The organism is Oceanobacillus sp. CF4.6 (assembly GCF_051262635.1).
Classification (GTDB): domain Bacteria; phylum Bacillota; class Bacilli; order Bacillales; family Amphibacillaceae; genus Oceanobacillus.
Genome location: NZ_JBIMEX010000002.1, coordinates 183,128 through 200,698, shown reverse-complemented (window position 1 = coordinate 200,698; position 17,571 = coordinate 183,128). Strand labels below are relative to the sequence as shown.

Genomic DNA, 17,571 nt, shown 5'->3' with positions numbered 1-17,571 from the left:
ATAGTATGATAGTCATATGAAATAAATGAAATCCTCAGAAAAGGGCAAACTTATCGAAAGGTAAGGGCGCAAAGTCACGGGTCTAAAGCATTATGCTAAGATGGCTGGATTGTCTGGATGAATAATGGGGGACGGATTGTGGAAAAGATTATTGAAAATGTGGCAGTTGATGAGGAATGGGTAGTCTTAATAAAGAATGCAAAAAAAATGGGAATTTCAATGGATGAGATTCGCCAATTTTTAAAAGACACAGGACAAAAGGCGTAATTTTCATGAAAAAGTGTACTCTATATAGAACTACTTACTGTAAATATGATATAATGCGCAGTGAAAGTAGGTGAGGAACTTGATCGGTGAAACGATAAAGAAATTACGCCAGGAAAAACGAATGTCCATCTCTGAATTAGCTGAAAAAGCGGGGGTAGCAAAATCATATCTTAGTTCGATTGAGCGAAACCTTCAATCTAATCCATCGATCCAGTTTATTGAAAAGATCAGTACTGTATTAGGTGTATCCGTCAATGATGTAATTAATGAAAATGAATCCATAGATACAGCAGAACTTGATAATGAATGGATGCAAATTGTACAGGAAGCAATGCAGTCTGGAGTATCGAAAGAACAGTTTAAAGAATACCTGGAGTTTAATAAATGGAAACAAAAACAAGATCATTAAGAGAAAAACCGTCAAGCCAACTGCTTAACGGTTTTTTTATGTTTCGATTTCCCCTTTTATATATATAAGGGGAAATTAATAGATGAAAATTATTGGATTAACAGATATACTATATAATAGTCTCGTTATCGTTCAGGGTGTTTTATTTCTTATAAGAAAGTTTGGTTGTTAACGATGAAAAAATATTTATATTGGCTGTTGCCGATGGGGTGGATGGGTATTATCTTCTATTCTTCAGCTACACCATATGAGCAGCAGGATATTAAACCCTTGATGGGAAGTCTGATTGATTTCAGTTTTCTAGAGCCATTTGTTGGTTGGATTTCTTTTACTTATAATCATTCCTTGGTAAATGTTGATGTACTTGGGATTAATGGCTTTATCGAATTTTTTATTCGTAAAGGCGCACATGTTACGGTCTTCTTTTTGTTAGCTTGTTTTTTCTATATCGCTTTTAGAAAATCGACTGACTTTAGAATAGAAATACGATTACTATTTTCTTTTCTGCTGACAGTTATATATGCCGTTTTAGATGAGCTGCACCAGGGAATGACACCTAATAGAACTCCATATGCCGGCGATGTCATGTTGGATAGTATTGGAGCTTTAATAGCTGTTTTTTGTATCATTAGTATAAATTGGTTTGGTAAAAGGCGAAACAGCGCCCATAAATGACAGTTTTTGTCGTATAGGTATGGTGAGGGAAAATAAATTATTTCTTGTTTCGACATAGTTCGACACGCATTTACCAAAAACTATGATACAGTTCTTTTTAATTGCAATGATAGTAACTTGGAATATGAACGAAAAGGCGGTAAGAGAATGGTAGAGCAGGAAAAATATAAAAATATGCTGCGACGAATGATTGATGAAACCGAAAAGCAAAATATTCATAGTTCGGAAGAGTTGATCAAGATGCTGATTAGTGAGTTGTCGAGCAGTAAGCGTTTGGAAAAATATGCACAATCGATGGCAAAATAAAACTGCATTCCTATAGGATGCAGTTTTGTTTTGTCATTTTTCTATATTTTATCGGTCGAAGTAACATCGATTTCAATATATTTAGATTCGATTCTTTTGATATCTGCCTGATCATTTGTTAAGTCTACCATCCAACTCTGAAAAGCTTCGTCCTGCTCAACTTTTACAAAAACGATAAACGCAACACTTTCCAAATAGTTAATTGTTTCCAAAAGATGATCCGAATTTCTTAGCACGTTTTCCAATTTACCTAGAAGGCTGTAATCCACCGTTATGGAAAAACCTTTCATAAGCTGTCTTTTTACAATACCTGTAGTTTTAATAGCTTGAGAAGTCGTACTTCCATATGCACGAATTAGTCCTCCAGCACCAAGCTTAATTCCACCAAAATACCTTGTTACAACGACTGCGGTATCCTTTAAATGCTGTTTCTTAAGCACTTCCAGCATCGGAACGCCTGCAGTACCAGTTGGTTCGCCGTCATCATTTGCTTTTTGGATTTGGTCATTTTCTCCAATAATATAGGCAGAGCAATTATGGTTAGCATCATGATGTTTTTTCTTTATTTCCTGAATAAATATTTGTGCTTCCTCTTCGCTTTCCACCCGCTTAATATAGCCGATAAATCTGGATTTCTGGATAATAATCTGGTCATTTCCTTCTTTTTTTACGGTATAATAGTTTTTTAACATCTTGATTTTCTCACCTCTAACGCACATTATAGTATATAGGTACCCTTAATATCATATAAAGAGAAGTTGTTAAAAATATATCTAAATTAGGAAAATATTTCCTCAATATAGGGAAAAGACCCTAAAAAAATGAAATGTCTATACGTATAACTATAACATAGGTTGGTGGAAAAATATGGCGGTAAAGATAAGTGAAAAGGCTTTGGACCACGTCATCGACGAAATGATCGAAGTCGTTGAAAATAGCAAGGACGAAATTTTCAATATTAGTGAAGAGGCTCGTAAGGAACATGAGCATCTTGTATTTGAGCTAAAAGAAACGAAGGAAAAAGTACTTCGGCATATTGAAAATGGAGATCAGTTAGAAGAAAAAGTCCGCTTTTCACGACAGCGATTAGCCGAGGTAAGTAAATACTTTGAACGATATTCCGAGGCGGATATACGAGAGGTATATGAAAATACACATCTTATGCAAACAAATCTAGCTATGCTTCGCCAGGAAGAGAAAGTATTGCGTGATAAACGGGATGAATTGGAAAGAAGATTAATCACCTTATCTCAAACCATCAATCGGGCTGAAGGATTGGCTGGAAAAATTTCAGTAATTCTTACTTACTTGCAGGATGATTTCCGGCAAGTTAACGAAATGATAGAAAATGCAAAAGAGAAACAGGAATTTGGGTTGAAAATTATTGAAGCACAAGAAGATGAACGCAGAAAGATATCAAGAGAAATACATGATGGGCCGGCACAAATGCTTGCCAATATTTTATTGCGTTCCGAACTTATGGAACGAACAGTAAAAAGTGGTTCGGTTGATCAGGCAATAGCAGAAATAAGAAGTGTAAGAGAAATGGTTCGTTCTTCCTTGTATGAAGTGAGAAGAATTATTTATGACCTAAGACCGATGGCATTGGATGATCTGGGACTTGTACCAACGATCAAAAAATACGTGGACAATATCTCGGATTATAATAAAATCACGATTGATTTTACTGTTTTTGGAGAAGAAAGGCGTCTTAATCAAAAATATGAAATAGCCTTTTTCCGTCTCATGCAAGAATCCATTCAAAATGCAATCAAGCATAGTGCAGCTAGTTTGATTCAAGTTAAACTGGAAATACGTAGAGATAGTTTGACGATGCTCATTAAAGATAATGGGAAGGGATTCGATTTGAGTGTAAAAAGAGATAAATCATTTGGATTGATAGGTATGAGAGAACGAGTCGAAATGCTAGAAGGCCAACTGAATATACAGTCAGCTATTGGCAAAGGAACAACAATTACCATAAAAGTTCCTTATTCAACGCCATAAGTATATAATGATTAATAAGAATAACTAATGAAAAATAGAGAGAAACATATATCTGTCATATAAATTTTAGTAGGTGTACGAAGTAATCGAATGCAGGAGGAAGATGAATCAATGAATACAGAGAAAGAAATTCGTATCGTGTTAATAGATGATCATAAGTTATTTCGTGAAGGGGTAAAACGCATTCTGGAATTTGAACCGTCCTTTAACGTGGTTGCTGAGGGGGCTGACGGGTCTGTTGCATCTAAACTGGTAAAAGAAAATAATCCCGATGTTGTATTAATGGACATTAATATGCCGGAGATCAACGGTGTTCAGGCGACTGCTGACTTAGTCCGATACTTTCCAAACTCAAAAGTAATTATTCTCTCCATTCATGATGATGAAAGCTATGTGACACATGCATTGAAAACTGGGGCGCAAGGGTACTTGCTCAAAGAAATGGATTCGGATTCCTTGATTGAAGCAATAAAAGTAGTCAGTGACGGCGGGTCCTATCTGCATCCAAAGGTAACACATAACCTTGTGAAGGAATATCGTCGCCTTGCTAAGGAAAATGCTTCGAGTATTACGGATAAAGGTATAGAATACCGTAAACCACTACACTTGCTTACGAAACGTGAGTGTCAGGTATTGCAGCTACTGGCGGATGGAAAAAGTAATCGTGCTGTAGCGGAGACCTTATATATTAGTGAAAAAACAGTTAAAAACCATGTGAGTAATATTTTACAGAAAATGAACGTAAATGACCGTACACAGGCGGTTGTTTCGGCAATTCGCAAGGGCTGGGTGGAAGTAATTTAACTTACTTTACAGTTGCTTTAAAAATACCCTGGTGTTAATGCACCAGGGTATTTTTCTATGTGCAGGTTATTTATCTTAATTACTCTAATTTCGCACCAATAAAATAAGTTTAAACATTTAATCTGGGTTAAACTTAAAATAATGCTTTTTTCTTTTTAATCATCGCAGAGTTTATATAAAATGCGAAGTAACTGCTGGTTGATTTCTATCCGTATGTAGAAACTTCGGCGACCGCTCTGGGAAATACACTGCGCGCATCCTAAGGCGGCTGGTGAGCCCCTTCATGCTGACGCATTTCAGTGTCTCACCTATGCCTCTCTTCCCGTTGGAGTCTCCGTGTATTTCCCAGAGCTAGTTAAGGTTGCTAACAATTACTATACTTGCGGGTGCTAAAATAACATCATACAACTTCACCAGTCCGGGTGAGCGGCGGGCGGTGACTCCTGCGGGAAAAGCACGTGTCCGAAGACCAGAAGAGTGGTTTTCTCTTCGGGGCTGAGGCCGTGCCCTAAGGATGCGCATCCGCCCAGAGCGAACCCGGACGGCAGCAACAGCACATATGTTAGAATACCAACCAAAAGTTATGTCGCATTTTATCTAAAATGCGATGATAAAAATCAACAAAATGAACGAATAAACCCTTGAAGTCTAAGTGTAACCGGACTGCTCAGAGCAAAAAGTTAATTTAAATTTAACTTGAACAGTGTATCTCCAGCCCTCCTATTTCCACCAAGGCTTATTTGTCAATTTCAATCTGCGAAAGTTGAGTTAATTACAGGTGATTTTTTCATATCTTTCATGTAAAATAAATTACACGTATCGTTCAATTTGCTATAGAGGAGAAGGATATACATGAAACTTGCTGTAATGACAGATAGCACAGCATACATCCCCGCTGATATAAGGGACAAGCATAAGATACATATGGTTCCGCTCAGTGTTATTTTTAAAGATAACTCCTTTGAAGAAGAAATAGATATCACAGCAGAACAGTTCTATGAAAAAGTAAGAGAAACAAAAGAACTGCCTACTACATCACAGCCATCCATTGGTTATATAACAACCAAGTTGGAAGAGCTTGCAAAGGATTATGATGCGGTAATATCTGTTCACTTATCAAGTGGCATTAGTGGTACGTACCAGACAGTTATAACAGCAAGTGAGTTAGTTGAAGGTATTGATGTTTATGCCTTCGATTCGGAAGTGAGTTGTATGGTTCAAGGTTTTTATGCACTGGAAGCTGCTGACATGGCTCAAAAAGGAAAAACAGCTGAAGAAGTTCTCCAGCGCTTGGATGAGATGAAGAATAGTGTGAAGGCTTACTTTATGGTGGACGATCTTACTAACCTGCAGCGTGGAGGACGTTTGAGTGGAGCACAGGCACTTGTTGGTAGTCTTTTGCAAGTGAAGCCTATTCTTTACTTCTCGGAAAAATTTATTGTTCCATTTGAAAAAATACGAACCCGTAAAAAAGCGATTAATCGGATCATCGGAATGCTTGAAACAGATGCGGAAAAAGGAAAAGATCTGCAAGTTGTATTCATTCACGGTAATGATGAAGCATCAGCTAATGAGCTTCGAGATGATTTTGTGAAAAAATACCCAACCATGCATACATCCATCAGCTACTTTGGACCAGTTATTGGCACCCATCTCGGCGAGGGATCCATCGGTGTTGGTTGGTATGTGAAGTAAGAAGTGACTTTTTTTGGCAGAAAGGAAAGCATAAAAGTTTCCTATCTGCCAAAAACATAATATAGAAAGTGAGTGAAACATTGATGCCAGATTCTGTACTACAACCTCTCGACTTCAAGGAATTCTCCTTTCAGTACGCTGGAAAACTCCTCCTGAGAAAAGAAATACTGCTAAACGAACCTTCATTCCAACAACTTCTAGCAAATAATTTACTAACAGCTAAAAAATCCATCATTCAAAAAAACTTCCATTATCAGTGTCAGCGTTGCGGTAATGAAAACCCTCATTTGTTTGCGAAACTACCTTGCCAAAGATGTCATCATACACATAGATATTGTCGTAAATGTATTGAAATGGGACGTGTTAGTGAATGTGAGTTGCTTTATTATTGGAATGGAACGGAACCGGATTGGAGTTATCATGTGGATCCATGTTCCTGGAAAGGGAAATTGACAGTAGTCCAACAAAAAGCTGCCGATCGAATTGTCGACGCAGTACAACAGAAAGAGTCTGAGCTATTAGTTTGGGCAGTTTGTGGAGCTGGAAAAACGGAAATGCTATTTCCTGGTATTACGGAAGCATTAAGCACAGGAAAACGTATTTGTTTAGCAACTCCGCGAGCAGATGTAGTCCGAGAATTGCTTCCTCGACTTCAGAGTGCTTTTCAGGCGGTTTCGATTCAAGCATTGTATGGTGGGAGTGAGGATAAGCTAGGAGCAGCGCAGCTCATTATTGCAACGACACACCAATTACTTCGTTATCAGAAAGCATTTGATGTAATGATTATTGATGAAATTGATGCTTTTCCATATCACGCAGATAAATCGCTCCCATATGCTGCGAAACGCTCCAAAAAATCCCAAAGTACAACCATCTATTTAACTGCGACTCCAAGAAAAGAACATAAAAAAGCAATGAGACGTAAAAAGCTTCCACATATTTTTGTGCCAGTCCGATTTCATGGACAACCACTGCCTATACCAAAAAAGGTAATGTGTCATGGGTTGAATCGGGATCTAAATACCTATTTTCCTCCGTCTGCATTTTTGAAATGGGTGAAATCCCGGAAAAATCCAAAAAGACAACTGTTGATTTTTGTACCTTCCATTACACTAGCTGAAAACATAAAGCCTTTTCTCTCGATGCATTTGCGAAAAGTAGGAATTCTTTTGTCAGAAGAAAAGCTACAATCTGTACACGCAGCGGATGTGGATAGGGAAGAAAAGGTTCAGGCATTCAGAGCAAAGGAAATTTTCATCTTGATTACGACGACGATACTTGAAAGAGGGGTTACATTTCCCTCCGTAGATGTGGCCATCTTTGATGCTGGACATGATGTATTCGATGAAGCCGCCCTTGTTCAAATTGCTGGACGCGCAGGAAGAAGTCCTGATGATCCGACTGGGGAAGTATTATTTTTCCATGATGGCAAGACAGAGGCGATGGTGCAGGCTATCGATTCGATAAAGTCAATGAATAAGAGGGGAGAGTTTTTAAAGTGATTTGTCTCTGGTGTCACAATCAGATCATCCCAGAGATTACCTGGTCCAACTTATTTCAGTTGTACAATCCAAAGCCGATTTGCACCGGGTGTGAAGAAAAACTAGAATTGTTGCATGGGCCCCGATGCAGAATATGCAGCCGTCAAACAGATGAAAAAATCTGCTCAGACTGTTTGTGGTGGGAGGAAAATCTCGAGGAACATGCGCTTGAATTTAATTATTCTGTATTTGCCTACAATGAGAGAATGCAGGAAGTGATTGCAAAATGGAAATATCGTGGGGATTATGTGCTTGGAGAAATCTTTAGAACTTATTTCAAGGACACATTTAATGAGCGGTTTTCAGTTTTAAAAAAAGACGCGGTACTAATTCCAATTCCCTTGAGTAAAGAACGTGCTGGAGAAAGAGGCTTTAATCAGGCAAAGGCATTGGCGGAGTTTTTACCTGTACCATGTATGGATATTTTAACGCGTAAAGATGGTGAGAAACAGTCCAAGAAAACGAGATTAGAACGACTATACACCGATAGCCCTTTTTTTATAGAACAACCTATTAACAAACCAGTCATTCTTGTCGATGATATATATACAACAGGAACGACATTACGTCATGCAGCCAAATTACTGAAAAACCATGGTTGTCCGTCAATTTATGCTCTTACCTTGATTCGGGGTTGATGTATGATACTTATTGAAAAGAGGGAATAGACTAATGGCTGAACTAGCAAATTGCAGCAGTTGTGAAGCAGTTTTTGTAAAAGGATTACGTGATATATGCCCAAACTGTTACAAAGAAGAAGAAGCAGCTTTTAAGAAAGTATATGCTTTTTTAAAAATAAGAAAAAATAGAGAAGCAACTTTAATAGAGATTGTTGAAGAAACTGGTGTTGAAGAAACGTTAATCACGAAATTCATTAAAGCGAAAAGACTTCATCCGACCGATTTTCCAAAACTTGCTTACCCGTGTGAAAAATGTGGTACGAAGATTGTTTCAGGGAAGCTTTGCATAGGCTGTCGGGAAGAATTAAACAAAGAACTGAAAGTATATGAAGAAGCAGAAAAAAGGACGGAAGAAGTGCGTATAAGAGAGAATGCCCGTACGGATACGTATTATGCGGTGGATAAAAACCGGAAATAATCAGCGTTTACAGGGATTTTTTTGAATAAACCCTTAAACTTTTTGTGTTAGTGGCCGATAATAGGATTACAGAAATTGTCCGCAGAAAACTATGAACAGGAAGAGGTGAAGCTCAAATGAAAATTAACGGTACAAATCATACGAACTTCAATCCATATAAACAGCAAATACAAAAACAAACAGAAGTAAAGAAAGCAATACAAACGAAAGATCAAATTGAGATTTCAAGTCAGGCAAAACAGCTTCAGGAAACAGATAAGACAAGTGAAAAGCGGGCTGCCTATGTTCAAGAGATCCAACAAGCAGTTAATTCTGGTGAATATAAAGTAAATCCAGAGAAGGCGGCACAAAAAATGTTAGAATTTTGGTCAAAATAAAAGTTGGTAACGTCTAAAAGGAGGACTTCAAGTTGTCCCATATAATTACACAATCATTGGAACAGCTTGTAAAGATACATGAAGATTTACTAGCGGTTTCAAAAGAGAAAACGAGAACAGTCAAGGAAGGTTCCATCGACCATTTACAGTCTTTGCTAATAAGGGAACGGAAACTAATTCGGCTTTTAGAACAAGCGGAGAGCAAAAGGCAAATCGCTGTTGAGGCGCTGTGTAAAGCCAATCATATGGCGGTGGAAGATGCGACAATTACAAACATCCTACAACAAGTTAAAAATGAAGCAGAACAAGTAAAAATGGAAAATGCTGCAATCAAACTTACTGCTGTTATTACGAAGTTAAAACAGCAGGAACAATTAAACCAGGTACTCATCAGTCAATCGATGCAATTTGTTCAAATATCTTTGGAGTTAATGAGTCCGACATTAAAAAGTATGAATTATGGAGTCAAAAGTGAAGCGGATACTTCAAGTCGGTCGGTTTTTGATTCCAAAGCATAAAGATTAAGCAATAAAAGGAGTACGCCAAAATGAGTACATTTCATGGTTTGGAGATGGCAAGACAAGCCTTATCCACGCAACAGTCAGCACTATATACAACCGGTCATAATATAGCGAATGCAAATACAGAAGGCTATACGAGGCAGCGGGTCAATTTTGAGACATCATCCCCATTCCCTTCAGCATCCCGTAATCGACCACAAATTCCAGGTCAGATGGGAACAGGAGTTGAGTCAGGATCCGTTCAGCGTATCCGGAATCAATTCTTGGATAATCAATTCCGCAGCGAAAACAGTACTTCAGGCTATTGGTCCACAAAGTCTGAAGCTTTAAGCCGTATGGAAAATATTTTAAACGAACCCTCTGATACAGGATTATCCACTACAATCGATAAATTTTGGCAATCACTGCAGGACCTGGCTGTTAATCCGGAAAATTCAGGTGCACGGTCTGTTGTACTTCAGCGTGGTCAAGCTTTGGCAGAAACGTTTAATTATATGTCCGAATCCATGACAAACATTCGAACAGATCTGCAAACTCAAATTGATACGACGGTGAATGACGCGAATACGTTTGTTGATGGAATAAATGAGTTAAATAAACAGATAAAAAACCTGGAAGCAAATGGATACGATGCGAATGATATGTATGATCGAAGAGACATACTGATTGATCAGCTATCTGAAATCGTAAGTATTGAAGTTTCCTATGATAATAGTCACAGCCCAAATAAAAGAGTGGATGGTGTAGCAACAATCAATGTCGTAAATGATGTTGGGACAGCAATCTCGGAACTGGTTAACGGTGTAGAAGGAACAAAACAAACGATAGACGATCCTGTGTATGACACTGTGGAATCACTTTCTGTAGTCGAAGCAGTTAATGTTAACGGTGTTGACATTATGAACTCAAGCGGATCACTGAAAGGTTTCATTGACGCTTATGGATATGCCGATGGAGAGAATGCATTAGGTGATTATCCAGAAACGATACGTAACCTCGATAAAATGGCATATGCAGTTGCAACTGATTTTAATGAGAAACATGCCAATAATGAAGGCGAAGTTTCGTTTTTTGAAGTTGATAATCCGAATAATTCTATAGGCGCTGCAGGTTCCATATCGGTTGCTTTAACAGAAGGAAGTCAGATTATCGCAAGTTCAAATGGCGATGCTGGTAATGGAGAAAATGCTCTAGCACTAGCAAAAGTTTTTTATAATTCAAACAATGATGATTTGGACGGTGCTTCCATTAAAGACTTTTATGAGTCGGTCATCGGGGATCTTGGTGTTACTGCTGAGCACGCAAATCGTATGACAGAAAACACAGGGACACTATTGGCACAGGTGGAAAATCAGCGACTCTCCGTGAGTGCAGTTTCGCTGGATGAAGAAATGTCCAATATGATTAAATTCCAGCATGCATATAGTGCAGCAGCCAGAAGCATGACTGCCATGGATGAAATGCTTGATAGAGTTATAAATAATATGGGATTAGTAGGAAGGTAGGCAGTAACGATGCGTGTGACTCAAGGAATGCTTTCTAATAATATGTTACGAAATTTAATGCAAAGCAATACAAAAATGAGTTCGTATATGGATCAATTAAATACTGGTAAAAAAATCACCCGACCTTCCGATGATCCTGTAGTTGCCATGAAAGGCATGGGTTACCGTACGGAGTTGGTTAAGGTGGAACAATTTCAGCGGAATACAAATGAAATGCACAATTGGATGGATAATTCAGATACGGCTTTGGATAAAGCAACATCTGCAATGCAGCGTATTCGTGAACTCGCTGTCCAGGGAAGTAATGGAACATATGATGACGAAGAACTTGCAAGCATCAGTGAAGAAGTCAAGCAGTTGAAAGAACATCTTGTCGATATTGCCAATACAAATGTAAATGATAAATATATTTTCAATGGGACCGATACCGATATAGCACCTGTTAATACGATTAATGCAGATGGTGGAATCGAACCTGGGTTTACCGGTGGAGAAGTAAAAATTGAAGTATCCAGTGGTACTACATTGAAAGCAAATGTAAGTGGTGCAGACGTATTCGGTGGGGAACCAAGCATTTTTGGTGCAATCGATAATTTTATTGATCGATTGGATTCAGGTGAAGATATTGATTCCAGCATTGGTGAACTGGACATTGGCATTAATAATATCATTAATTCGCGTGCGGAATTGGGTGCTCGTATGAATCGTCTCGAACTTGTTGAAAACCGCTTAAGCGAACAGGAAGTTATTGCAACCCAATCGATGTCCAACAATGAAGATATTGATTATGCTGAAGCCATAACCCAATTGATTACTCAGGAAAGCCTTCATCGTGCTGCATTATCTGCAGGTTCAAAAATTATCCAACCGTCACTGGTTGATTTCTTAAGATAAACATTCAGTAAACCCTGACCCGAAATAGAGTTCAGGGTTTATCCTGTATTTAACGGTAAAATTTACCCTGATAAATTGGAGATTTTATGCAGAAGGGAGTCCTCGATGGTGAAATTACCACAAATCCGATTGCAGTCACAGATGGCACAAATTCAAATCCAAACAACAGAAGGAAAACAACAAATTTATCAGCCACAGGCAGAGCTTACCATTCAACAGCCTAAAGCGGAACTTTCCATTCGGACGACTCCTGGAAAGTTGAAAATTGATCAGACGCAAGCATGGGAAGATATGAACTTAATGCATATTTCTAAACGTAATCAGAGATTTGCTCAAGAAGGTGAAAATGCATTAATGCAAGGAATAGCACGACGGGCGAGGCAAGGTAATGAGCTGATGAAAATTGAGAATGGTGGGAATCCATTTGTCAGTCAAGCATTGCAAAATGGTCATGAATCAATGAAGTCTCTCGCTATTCAATTTATTCCAACGCATTTTTCAGTTAAGACAAGTTATCAGCCAGCAAAAGTACATATTGAGGTCCAAACGAACAAACCGGTTATTGATGCTACTGTTAGAAAACCTGAGTTCAGTTATCAGCCTGGTAAAGTAGAAACAAACGTGAAACAGCAACAAAACCTGGAAATAAGTTTTACCAATCTTCGGGTTTAGGAAAGGATGATGAAAGAAATGAAAATACAAACGAAATATTTAAGTGAGGTAGAAATTGAAGATTATAAGATTATTCAATTTCCATTTGGCCTTCCTGGATTTGTTCATGAAACACAATTTGTATTACTGGATTTGCCGGATAACCCTATCTTTCAAATTTTACAGTCGATTGCGTCTGCCAATGTTGCGTTTATTGTAACGAATCCTTACCAAATATATGAGGAATACACATTCGAATTGGATGAAAGCTTAATGGAGAGTCTGCAAATTAAAAAGGAAATAGAAGTGGCAGTGCTTTCCATTGTAACTTTAAAAAATCCCTTTAAAACGAGTACATTAAATATGAAAGCACCGATTATTATTAACTCTGCTCTTAGACAAGGGAAACAATATATTTTAAATAGTGACGATTATTCCTCAAAGGCACCAATTATTCCTTCAGTTGCGGAAAGAGAGGTTAAATAATGCTCGTACTTTCCAGAAAAAGAAATGAAGCAATTCAGGTTGGTGAAGACATCGAAATTACTGTTTTAGCTATAGAGGGAGATCAAATAAAACTGGGAATCTCTGCTCCAAAGTCTGTTGATATCTATCGCAAGGAAATTTATGTGGATATTCAACAGCAAAACAATGAGGCGGCAAATGTTTCCCTAGATTTACTCGAACTCCTAAAAGACTCAAATAAATGAAAATAATGATCGAAATCCTTCACTTAGCAAAATTTATAACCGATATAAAAGGAAAAGGTTTAGGAGTGTTGTGGGATGATGGTGGATAAATTAGCGACCGGATCTCAGACTTTACGAATCAGTGAGGACAGCATGAAATCTACAACAGTAGTGGAAAGTTCTGAAATCAGGACGGATAATAAATATGAACAAGAGCAATCAGAAAAGCAAAATTCTATGATAAACAATAAAGATCTGGAAATGGCAGTTTCCAAAATGAATGACTTTCTTGAACCATTAAGAAGGAATGTTAAATTTGAACTTCACGACAAGCTGAATAAATATTATGTAACGGTCATTGATTCGAGCACAAAAGAAATCATTAAAGAAATCCCTCCGAAAAAAATGCTTGATATGTATGCTGAAATGGCAGACTTCATGGGTTTTTTAATCGATAAGAAAATATAAGGAGTGATAAAATGGGAATGAGAATTGGTGGTCTAGCCAGTGGCATAGACACAGATAGTATAATCAAGGATTTAATGAAGGCAGAACGAATTCCATTGGATAAAATGGGTCAGGATAAAATAAAATTGGAATGGCAACGGGATGCATTTCGGGATGTCAATAAATCGTTGCTCGAACTGGATAATATGATGCTTGATATGAAAATGAGCGGAACATATAATTCAAAATCAGTTACCTCTACGATGGAAGGTGCTGTGACGGCTACAGGTACAGCGAGTTCTACGAATGGGACGTACAATATTAGCGTATCTCAGCTGGCAACATCTGCAATAAATGTGAGTCAGGAGGAAATTGGAATTGATGCGGACAAGCCATTAGTTGGACAAAGCATAGGAACAGGTACAGATACTGAAATTATACCTTCTGATTACACAATTTCCTTTACTACTTACAAAGAAGATGGAACTGCTAATCTTCCTCATGAGTATAAAGTTGGTGAGAATGAAACACTGAAAGATATAATGAAACGAATTAACGACGATAGTGATAATAATGTACGTATGACATATGACGATAACACTAATAAAGTCATTATGGAGTCAACAAGGACAGGCAATTATAATTTAACAGGAGACGAGATTGTATTTAATAGTACCATTTTTGAAAAGGGACTCAAGATGGGAGAAGAATCAGGTGGAGAAAATGCAATATTCACCTACAACAATAGTTACGAAGTAGTATCAAAAGAAAACAACTACACTTTAAACGGTATTACTTTCCAGTTCAACAACACGACCAAAGACAGTTCCGGTGTCGCCCAAAACGCAACTTTAACCGTCAACAACGATGTCGATGCTTCCTTCGATAAAATCATGGCATTCGTGGACAAATATAATGAGGTAGTGGAGACATTAAATGGTTCCCAACAGGAAGAACGGTATCGAGACTTCCCGCCATTGACCGACGCACAAAGGGAAGAGATGTCTGATAATGAAATTGAATTGTGGGAAGAAAAGGCGAAGAGCGGTCTTCTAAAAGGGGAAAGTGCAATTTCCAGCGGATTATTCGATATGCGTCAAAGCTGGTATTCTACTGTCGATACAGGTGGTGGGCAATTTACATCACTTACTCAAATTGGTATTGCCACTTCAAGTGATTATCTTAATGGCGGAAAGCTTGTCGTAAATGAAGAAGAACTAAGAGCAGCATTATCAGAAGATCCAGCAAGTGTACAAAAATTATTTTCCAACAGTGAAACAGGTAATCAACGTGGATTGGTGAATAGACTGGAAGATTCATTAGAACGCACCATGGATAAAATCAATCAACGTGCTGGTAAAGGTACGGATACATTAGAAAATTATACGTTGGGTAAGCGGATGAAAGATCTAGATAGCAGAATCAGTGCATTTGAAGATCGACTTACCCAAGTAGAAGATCGTTACTGGAGGCAATTCAGTGCAATGGAACAAGCAATTTCTGCGATGAATCAGCAATCTTCCATGCTTATGTCCAACTTCGGTGGCGGACAGTAGATTACTTAATAAAGGAGTGGATCAGGCTAATGGCAGTTAATAAAGCCTATCAAACCTATCAGAACAATGCAGTAAACACTGCTTCTGGTGGTGAGTTAACTTTAATGTTGTATAATGGGTGCATGAAATTCATTAAGCAGGCAATGAAAGATATGGACGATAAAAACTACGAAGCAAAAAATAAAAATATTCAAAAAGCACAAAATATCATTCAGGAATTAATGATTACTCTGGATCCTAAAGTAGAAATTTCAAAACAGATTCTACCATTATATGAATATATGCAATATCAGCTAAAAGAAGCGAATATAAAAAATGACGCTTCAAAGCTGGAAGAAGTGTTAGAGTTTGTTAAAGACTTCAGGGATACTTGGAAACAGGTCATTATCAAAAACAGGCAGCAGCAATTTGCTCAAGGTGCACAGGTTTAATGAACAGGGCAGAGCCAATTTATGAAATAACGATGAAAATTAAAACATTGTTGGAGCAGGATATTACCGCAAAATCAAGAGAATCCGTTATCGAAGAATTGAACAATCTTATATTAAATAGAGGCGTGTATATGGAGAAACTAAAGCCTCCCTATTTAGAAGAAGAAAAAAAAATCGGTAAAGAACTTCTACTAATCAACAATGAAATTCAAAAAAAGATGCAAATACTTTTCGCTGAATTGAAATTGGAAATGAGACAAGTTAAGAAACAGAAAAAATCAAATCAATCTTATACTAATCCATATAAACATGTTCAGACAATAGATGGAATGTTTATGGACAGTAAAAAATAACGAAAAAACTTCTGTTTTACTTCAGAAGTTTTTTTGTATATTACTTACTTTATAGAATTGTAAAAAATATTAATTAATTGTAAATCCTTGAACCCTTGCTGTGAAAGGGCTTAATGATTATATCAAATATATGTTACGTTTTTGTAAGGTTTAAACAGGAAAAATTAGTGGTAAAGTAGTATAATAAATATATAAAGTATTGAAGGAGGACACTTTCATGAAATATAATATTCGTGGTGAAAATCTCGAGGTAACAGGGGCAATCAAGGAATACGTGGAAAAAAAGATCAGTAAGCTGGAAAGATATTTTGACACACCTCCAACGTCCGATGTACATGTGAATTTAAGTGTCTATAATGATGAACAACGAATCGAAGTTACTATACCGATGACAAATCTATTATTGCGTGGCGAAGTCCAGCATGTTGACTTATATGCTGCTGTTGATCTGGTTGTTGATAAATTAGAAAGACAGATTCGGAAACATAAGACAAAAATCAATCGTAAGTTTAGACAGAAAGGTTCTCCTAAACACGCTTTTGCGGAAATGGAAAAACAGGCTACTAGTATTGCAGTAGAAGAAGATCCTGATGAAATAGAAATTGTTCGAACAAAGCGTTTCAATCTTAAACCGATGGATTCTGAAGAGGCAATCCTTCAAATGGATATGCTCGGACATGAATTCTTTGTATTCACGAATGATCATTCTGGTGAGACAAATGTTGTATACCGCCGCAGAGACGGAAAATATGGATTAATAGAACCAAATGCTTTTTAAAAATATAAAATACTTAAGGCGATTCCTGTAAAGGAGTCGCTTTTTAAATGTGCGAGAGTAAGTAGTTGCAGCCTGTATGCAGTATTTGTCGAAAATTGTAGAACGAAAAATAGAATTTTAGTTTTGTGACAAAAAAATTATTTGAAATGGAAAATAACATTAGTTTACTTTATTCAAAGCTCTTATTAGGATCAAATCGCTATCGAATTTGAAACTAAAATTGAAAAATACCCATTCGTCTTTTCACCCATCCTCATGATATAAATAAGTCAATAGAACTAGGAGGTGAGTCTGTGAATGAAAATGATCGGAGGGCGTTTAATGACTTAGTAATTAAAGTACAACAGCATGAAGCTACAATTGTGCAGTTACTGGAAATTCTTGCTGCAACGAACCGGAAAATTACAGAGATTTCAGCAAAACAAAAAGAGAATGATTATTTTTATTCTCAGGTATAAAAAGCAGGGTATCTCCCCAAATCTACCTCTTTTTCCCCATTTCTGAGAGCAGACTATCCCCGGTCTGCTCTCTATTTTAGTATTCTACAATTATGCTCTTTGGCAATGC

At 37.4% G+C, this 17,571-nt stretch carries 24 protein-coding genes and 1 riboswitch; of the genes, 23 read left to right on the top strand and 1 reads right to left on the bottom strand.

The genetic code is table 11. The features are described from left to right. Positions 1-33 precede the first annotated feature (33 nt). Positions 34-117, top strand: a riboswitch (cyclic di-GMP riboswitch). 21 nt (positions 118-138) lie between these two features. From ACHABU_RS04625 to ACHABU_RS04610, 4 genes are all read left to right on the top strand, one after another. After that, complete coding sequence (locus ACHABU_RS04625; RefSeq protein ID WP_435762761.1) at positions 139-267, top strand: anti-repressor SinI family protein; 129 nt, start codon at positions 139-141, stop codon at positions 265-267. Between the two features lie 79 nt (positions 268-346). Then, positions 347-676, top strand: a complete 330-nt coding sequence (locus ACHABU_RS04620; RefSeq protein WP_435762759.1) for a helix-turn-helix domain-containing protein — start codon at positions 347-349, stop codon at positions 674-676. A 174-nt stretch (positions 677-850) separates the two neighbouring features. Then, on the top strand, positions 851-1,351 hold the full coding sequence (locus ACHABU_RS04615) for a VanZ family protein (protein ID WP_435762756.1): 501 nt from the start codon (positions 851-853) through the stop codon (positions 1,349-1,351). Between the two features lie 147 nt (positions 1,352-1,498). Then, on the top strand, positions 1,499-1,657 hold the full coding sequence (locus tag ACHABU_RS04610; protein ID WP_435762754.1) for a hypothetical protein: 159 nt from the start codon (positions 1,499-1,501) through the stop codon (positions 1,655-1,657). A 41-nt stretch (positions 1,658-1,698) separates the two neighbouring features. Here the strand turns inward: ACHABU_RS04610 and ACHABU_RS04605 are convergent, their stop codons facing one another. After that, positions 1,699-2,349 (bottom strand): YigZ family protein, encoded by a 651-nt coding sequence (locus ACHABU_RS04605; RefSeq protein WP_435762752.1) that lies wholly within the window; start codon positions 2,347-2,349, stop codon positions 1,699-1,701. A gap of 175 nt (positions 2,350-2,524) precedes the next feature. Between ACHABU_RS04605 and ACHABU_RS04600 the strand changes: the two genes are divergently transcribed. The 19 genes from ACHABU_RS04600 to ACHABU_RS04510 all read left to right on the top strand — a co-directional run bounded on the left by ACHABU_RS04600 (position 2,525) and on the right by ACHABU_RS04510 (position 17,462). Continuing rightward, positions 2,525-3,664 carry a sensor histidine kinase gene (locus tag ACHABU_RS04600; protein ID WP_435762750.1) on the top strand — a complete coding sequence of 380 codons (1,140 nt, stop codon included), beginning with the start codon at positions 2,525-2,527 and terminating at the stop codon, positions 3,662-3,664. 111 nt (positions 3,665-3,775) lie between these two features. Continuing rightward, positions 3,776-4,468: a response regulator gene (locus ACHABU_RS04595; protein ID WP_435762748.1), complete on the top strand. Its 693-nt coding sequence runs from the start codon at positions 3,776-3,778 to the stop codon at positions 4,466-4,468. 852 nt (positions 4,469-5,320) lie between these two features. Next, positions 5,321-6,163 carry a DegV family protein gene (locus ACHABU_RS04590; RefSeq protein WP_435762746.1) on the top strand — a complete coding sequence of 281 codons (843 nt, stop codon included), beginning with the start codon at positions 5,321-5,323 and terminating at the stop codon, positions 6,161-6,163. Positions 6,164-6,246: 83 nt separating this feature from the next. After that, entirely contained in the window at positions 6,247-7,665 is a 1,419-nt protein-coding gene (locus ACHABU_RS04585; RefSeq protein ID WP_435762744.1) for a DEAD/DEAH box helicase, read from the top strand. Beyond that, on the top strand, positions 7,662-8,342 hold the full coding sequence (locus ACHABU_RS04580; protein WP_435762742.1) for a ComF family protein: 681 nt from the start codon (positions 7,662-7,664) through the stop codon (positions 8,340-8,342). Before ACHABU_RS04585 ends, ACHABU_RS04580 begins: the two co-directional genes overlap by 4 nt. A gap of 34 nt (positions 8,343-8,376) precedes the next feature. Next, positions 8,377-8,802: a TIGR03826 family flagellar region protein gene (locus ACHABU_RS04575; protein WP_435762740.1), complete on the top strand. Its 426-nt coding sequence runs from the start codon at positions 8,377-8,379 to the stop codon at positions 8,800-8,802. A gap of 116 nt (positions 8,803-8,918) precedes the next feature. Further along, complete coding sequence (gene flgM / locus ACHABU_RS04570) at positions 8,919-9,179, top strand: flagellar biosynthesis anti-sigma factor FlgM (protein ID WP_435762738.1); 261 nt, start codon at positions 8,919-8,921, stop codon at positions 9,177-9,179. A gap of 32 nt (positions 9,180-9,211) precedes the next feature. Further along, positions 9,212-9,697, top strand: a complete 486-nt coding sequence (locus tag ACHABU_RS04565; RefSeq protein ID WP_435762736.1) for a flagellar protein FlgN — start codon at positions 9,212-9,214, stop codon at positions 9,695-9,697. 29 nt (positions 9,698-9,726) lie between these two features. Further along, entirely contained in the window at positions 9,727-11,205 is a 1,479-nt protein-coding gene (flgK, locus tag ACHABU_RS04560) for a flagellar hook-associated protein FlgK (RefSeq protein WP_435762733.1), read from the top strand. Positions 11,206-11,214: 9 nt separating this feature from the next. After that, entirely contained in the window at positions 11,215-12,099 is an 885-nt protein-coding gene (flgL, locus tag ACHABU_RS04555) for a flagellar hook-associated protein FlgL (protein ID WP_435762731.1), read from the top strand. A gap of 105 nt (positions 12,100-12,204) precedes the next feature. After that, on the top strand, positions 12,205-12,771 hold the full coding sequence (locus ACHABU_RS04550) for a DUF6470 family protein (RefSeq protein ID WP_435762729.1): 567 nt from the start codon (positions 12,205-12,207) through the stop codon (positions 12,769-12,771). An 18-nt stretch (positions 12,772-12,789) separates the two neighbouring features. Continuing rightward, positions 12,790-13,236: a flagellar assembly protein FliW gene (gene fliW / locus ACHABU_RS04545; protein WP_435762727.1), complete on the top strand. Its 447-nt coding sequence runs from the start codon at positions 12,790-12,792 to the stop codon at positions 13,234-13,236. Then, complete coding sequence (gene csrA, locus ACHABU_RS04540; protein WP_435762724.1) at positions 13,236-13,460, top strand: carbon storage regulator CsrA; 225 nt, start codon at positions 13,236-13,238, stop codon at positions 13,458-13,460. Before fliW ends, csrA begins: the two co-directional genes overlap by 1 nt. 75 nt (positions 13,461-13,535) lie before the next feature. Beyond that, positions 13,536-13,907 carry a flagellar protein FlaG gene (gene flaG / locus ACHABU_RS04535; RefSeq protein ID WP_435762722.1) on the top strand — a complete coding sequence of 124 codons (372 nt, stop codon included), beginning with the start codon at positions 13,536-13,538 and terminating at the stop codon, positions 13,905-13,907. Positions 13,908-13,918: 11 nt separating this feature from the next. Next, a complete protein-coding gene (locus tag ACHABU_RS04530) occupies positions 13,919-15,442 on the top strand; it encodes a flagellar hook-associated protein 2 (protein WP_435762720.1) in 1,524 nt (507 codons plus the stop codon). Between the two features lie 29 nt (positions 15,443-15,471). Next, positions 15,472-15,873: a flagellar export chaperone FliS gene (gene fliS / locus ACHABU_RS04525; RefSeq protein WP_435762718.1), complete on the top strand. Its 402-nt coding sequence runs from the start codon at positions 15,472-15,474 to the stop codon at positions 15,871-15,873. Then, entirely contained in the window at positions 15,873-16,226 is a 354-nt protein-coding gene (locus ACHABU_RS04520; RefSeq protein WP_435762716.1) for a flagellar protein FliT, read from the top strand. Before fliS ends, ACHABU_RS04520 begins: the two co-directional genes overlap by 1 nt. A gap of 217 nt (positions 16,227-16,443) precedes the next feature. Further along, positions 16,444-17,004, top strand: a complete 561-nt coding sequence (hpf, locus tag ACHABU_RS04515; protein ID WP_435762714.1) for a ribosome hibernation-promoting factor, HPF/YfiA family — start codon at positions 16,444-16,446, stop codon at positions 17,002-17,004. A gap of 293 nt (positions 17,005-17,297) precedes the next feature. Next, positions 17,298-17,462 (top strand): hypothetical protein, encoded by a 165-nt coding sequence (locus ACHABU_RS04510; protein ID WP_435762711.1) that lies wholly within the window; start codon positions 17,298-17,300, stop codon positions 17,460-17,462. Positions 17,463-17,571 lie beyond the last annotated feature (109 nt).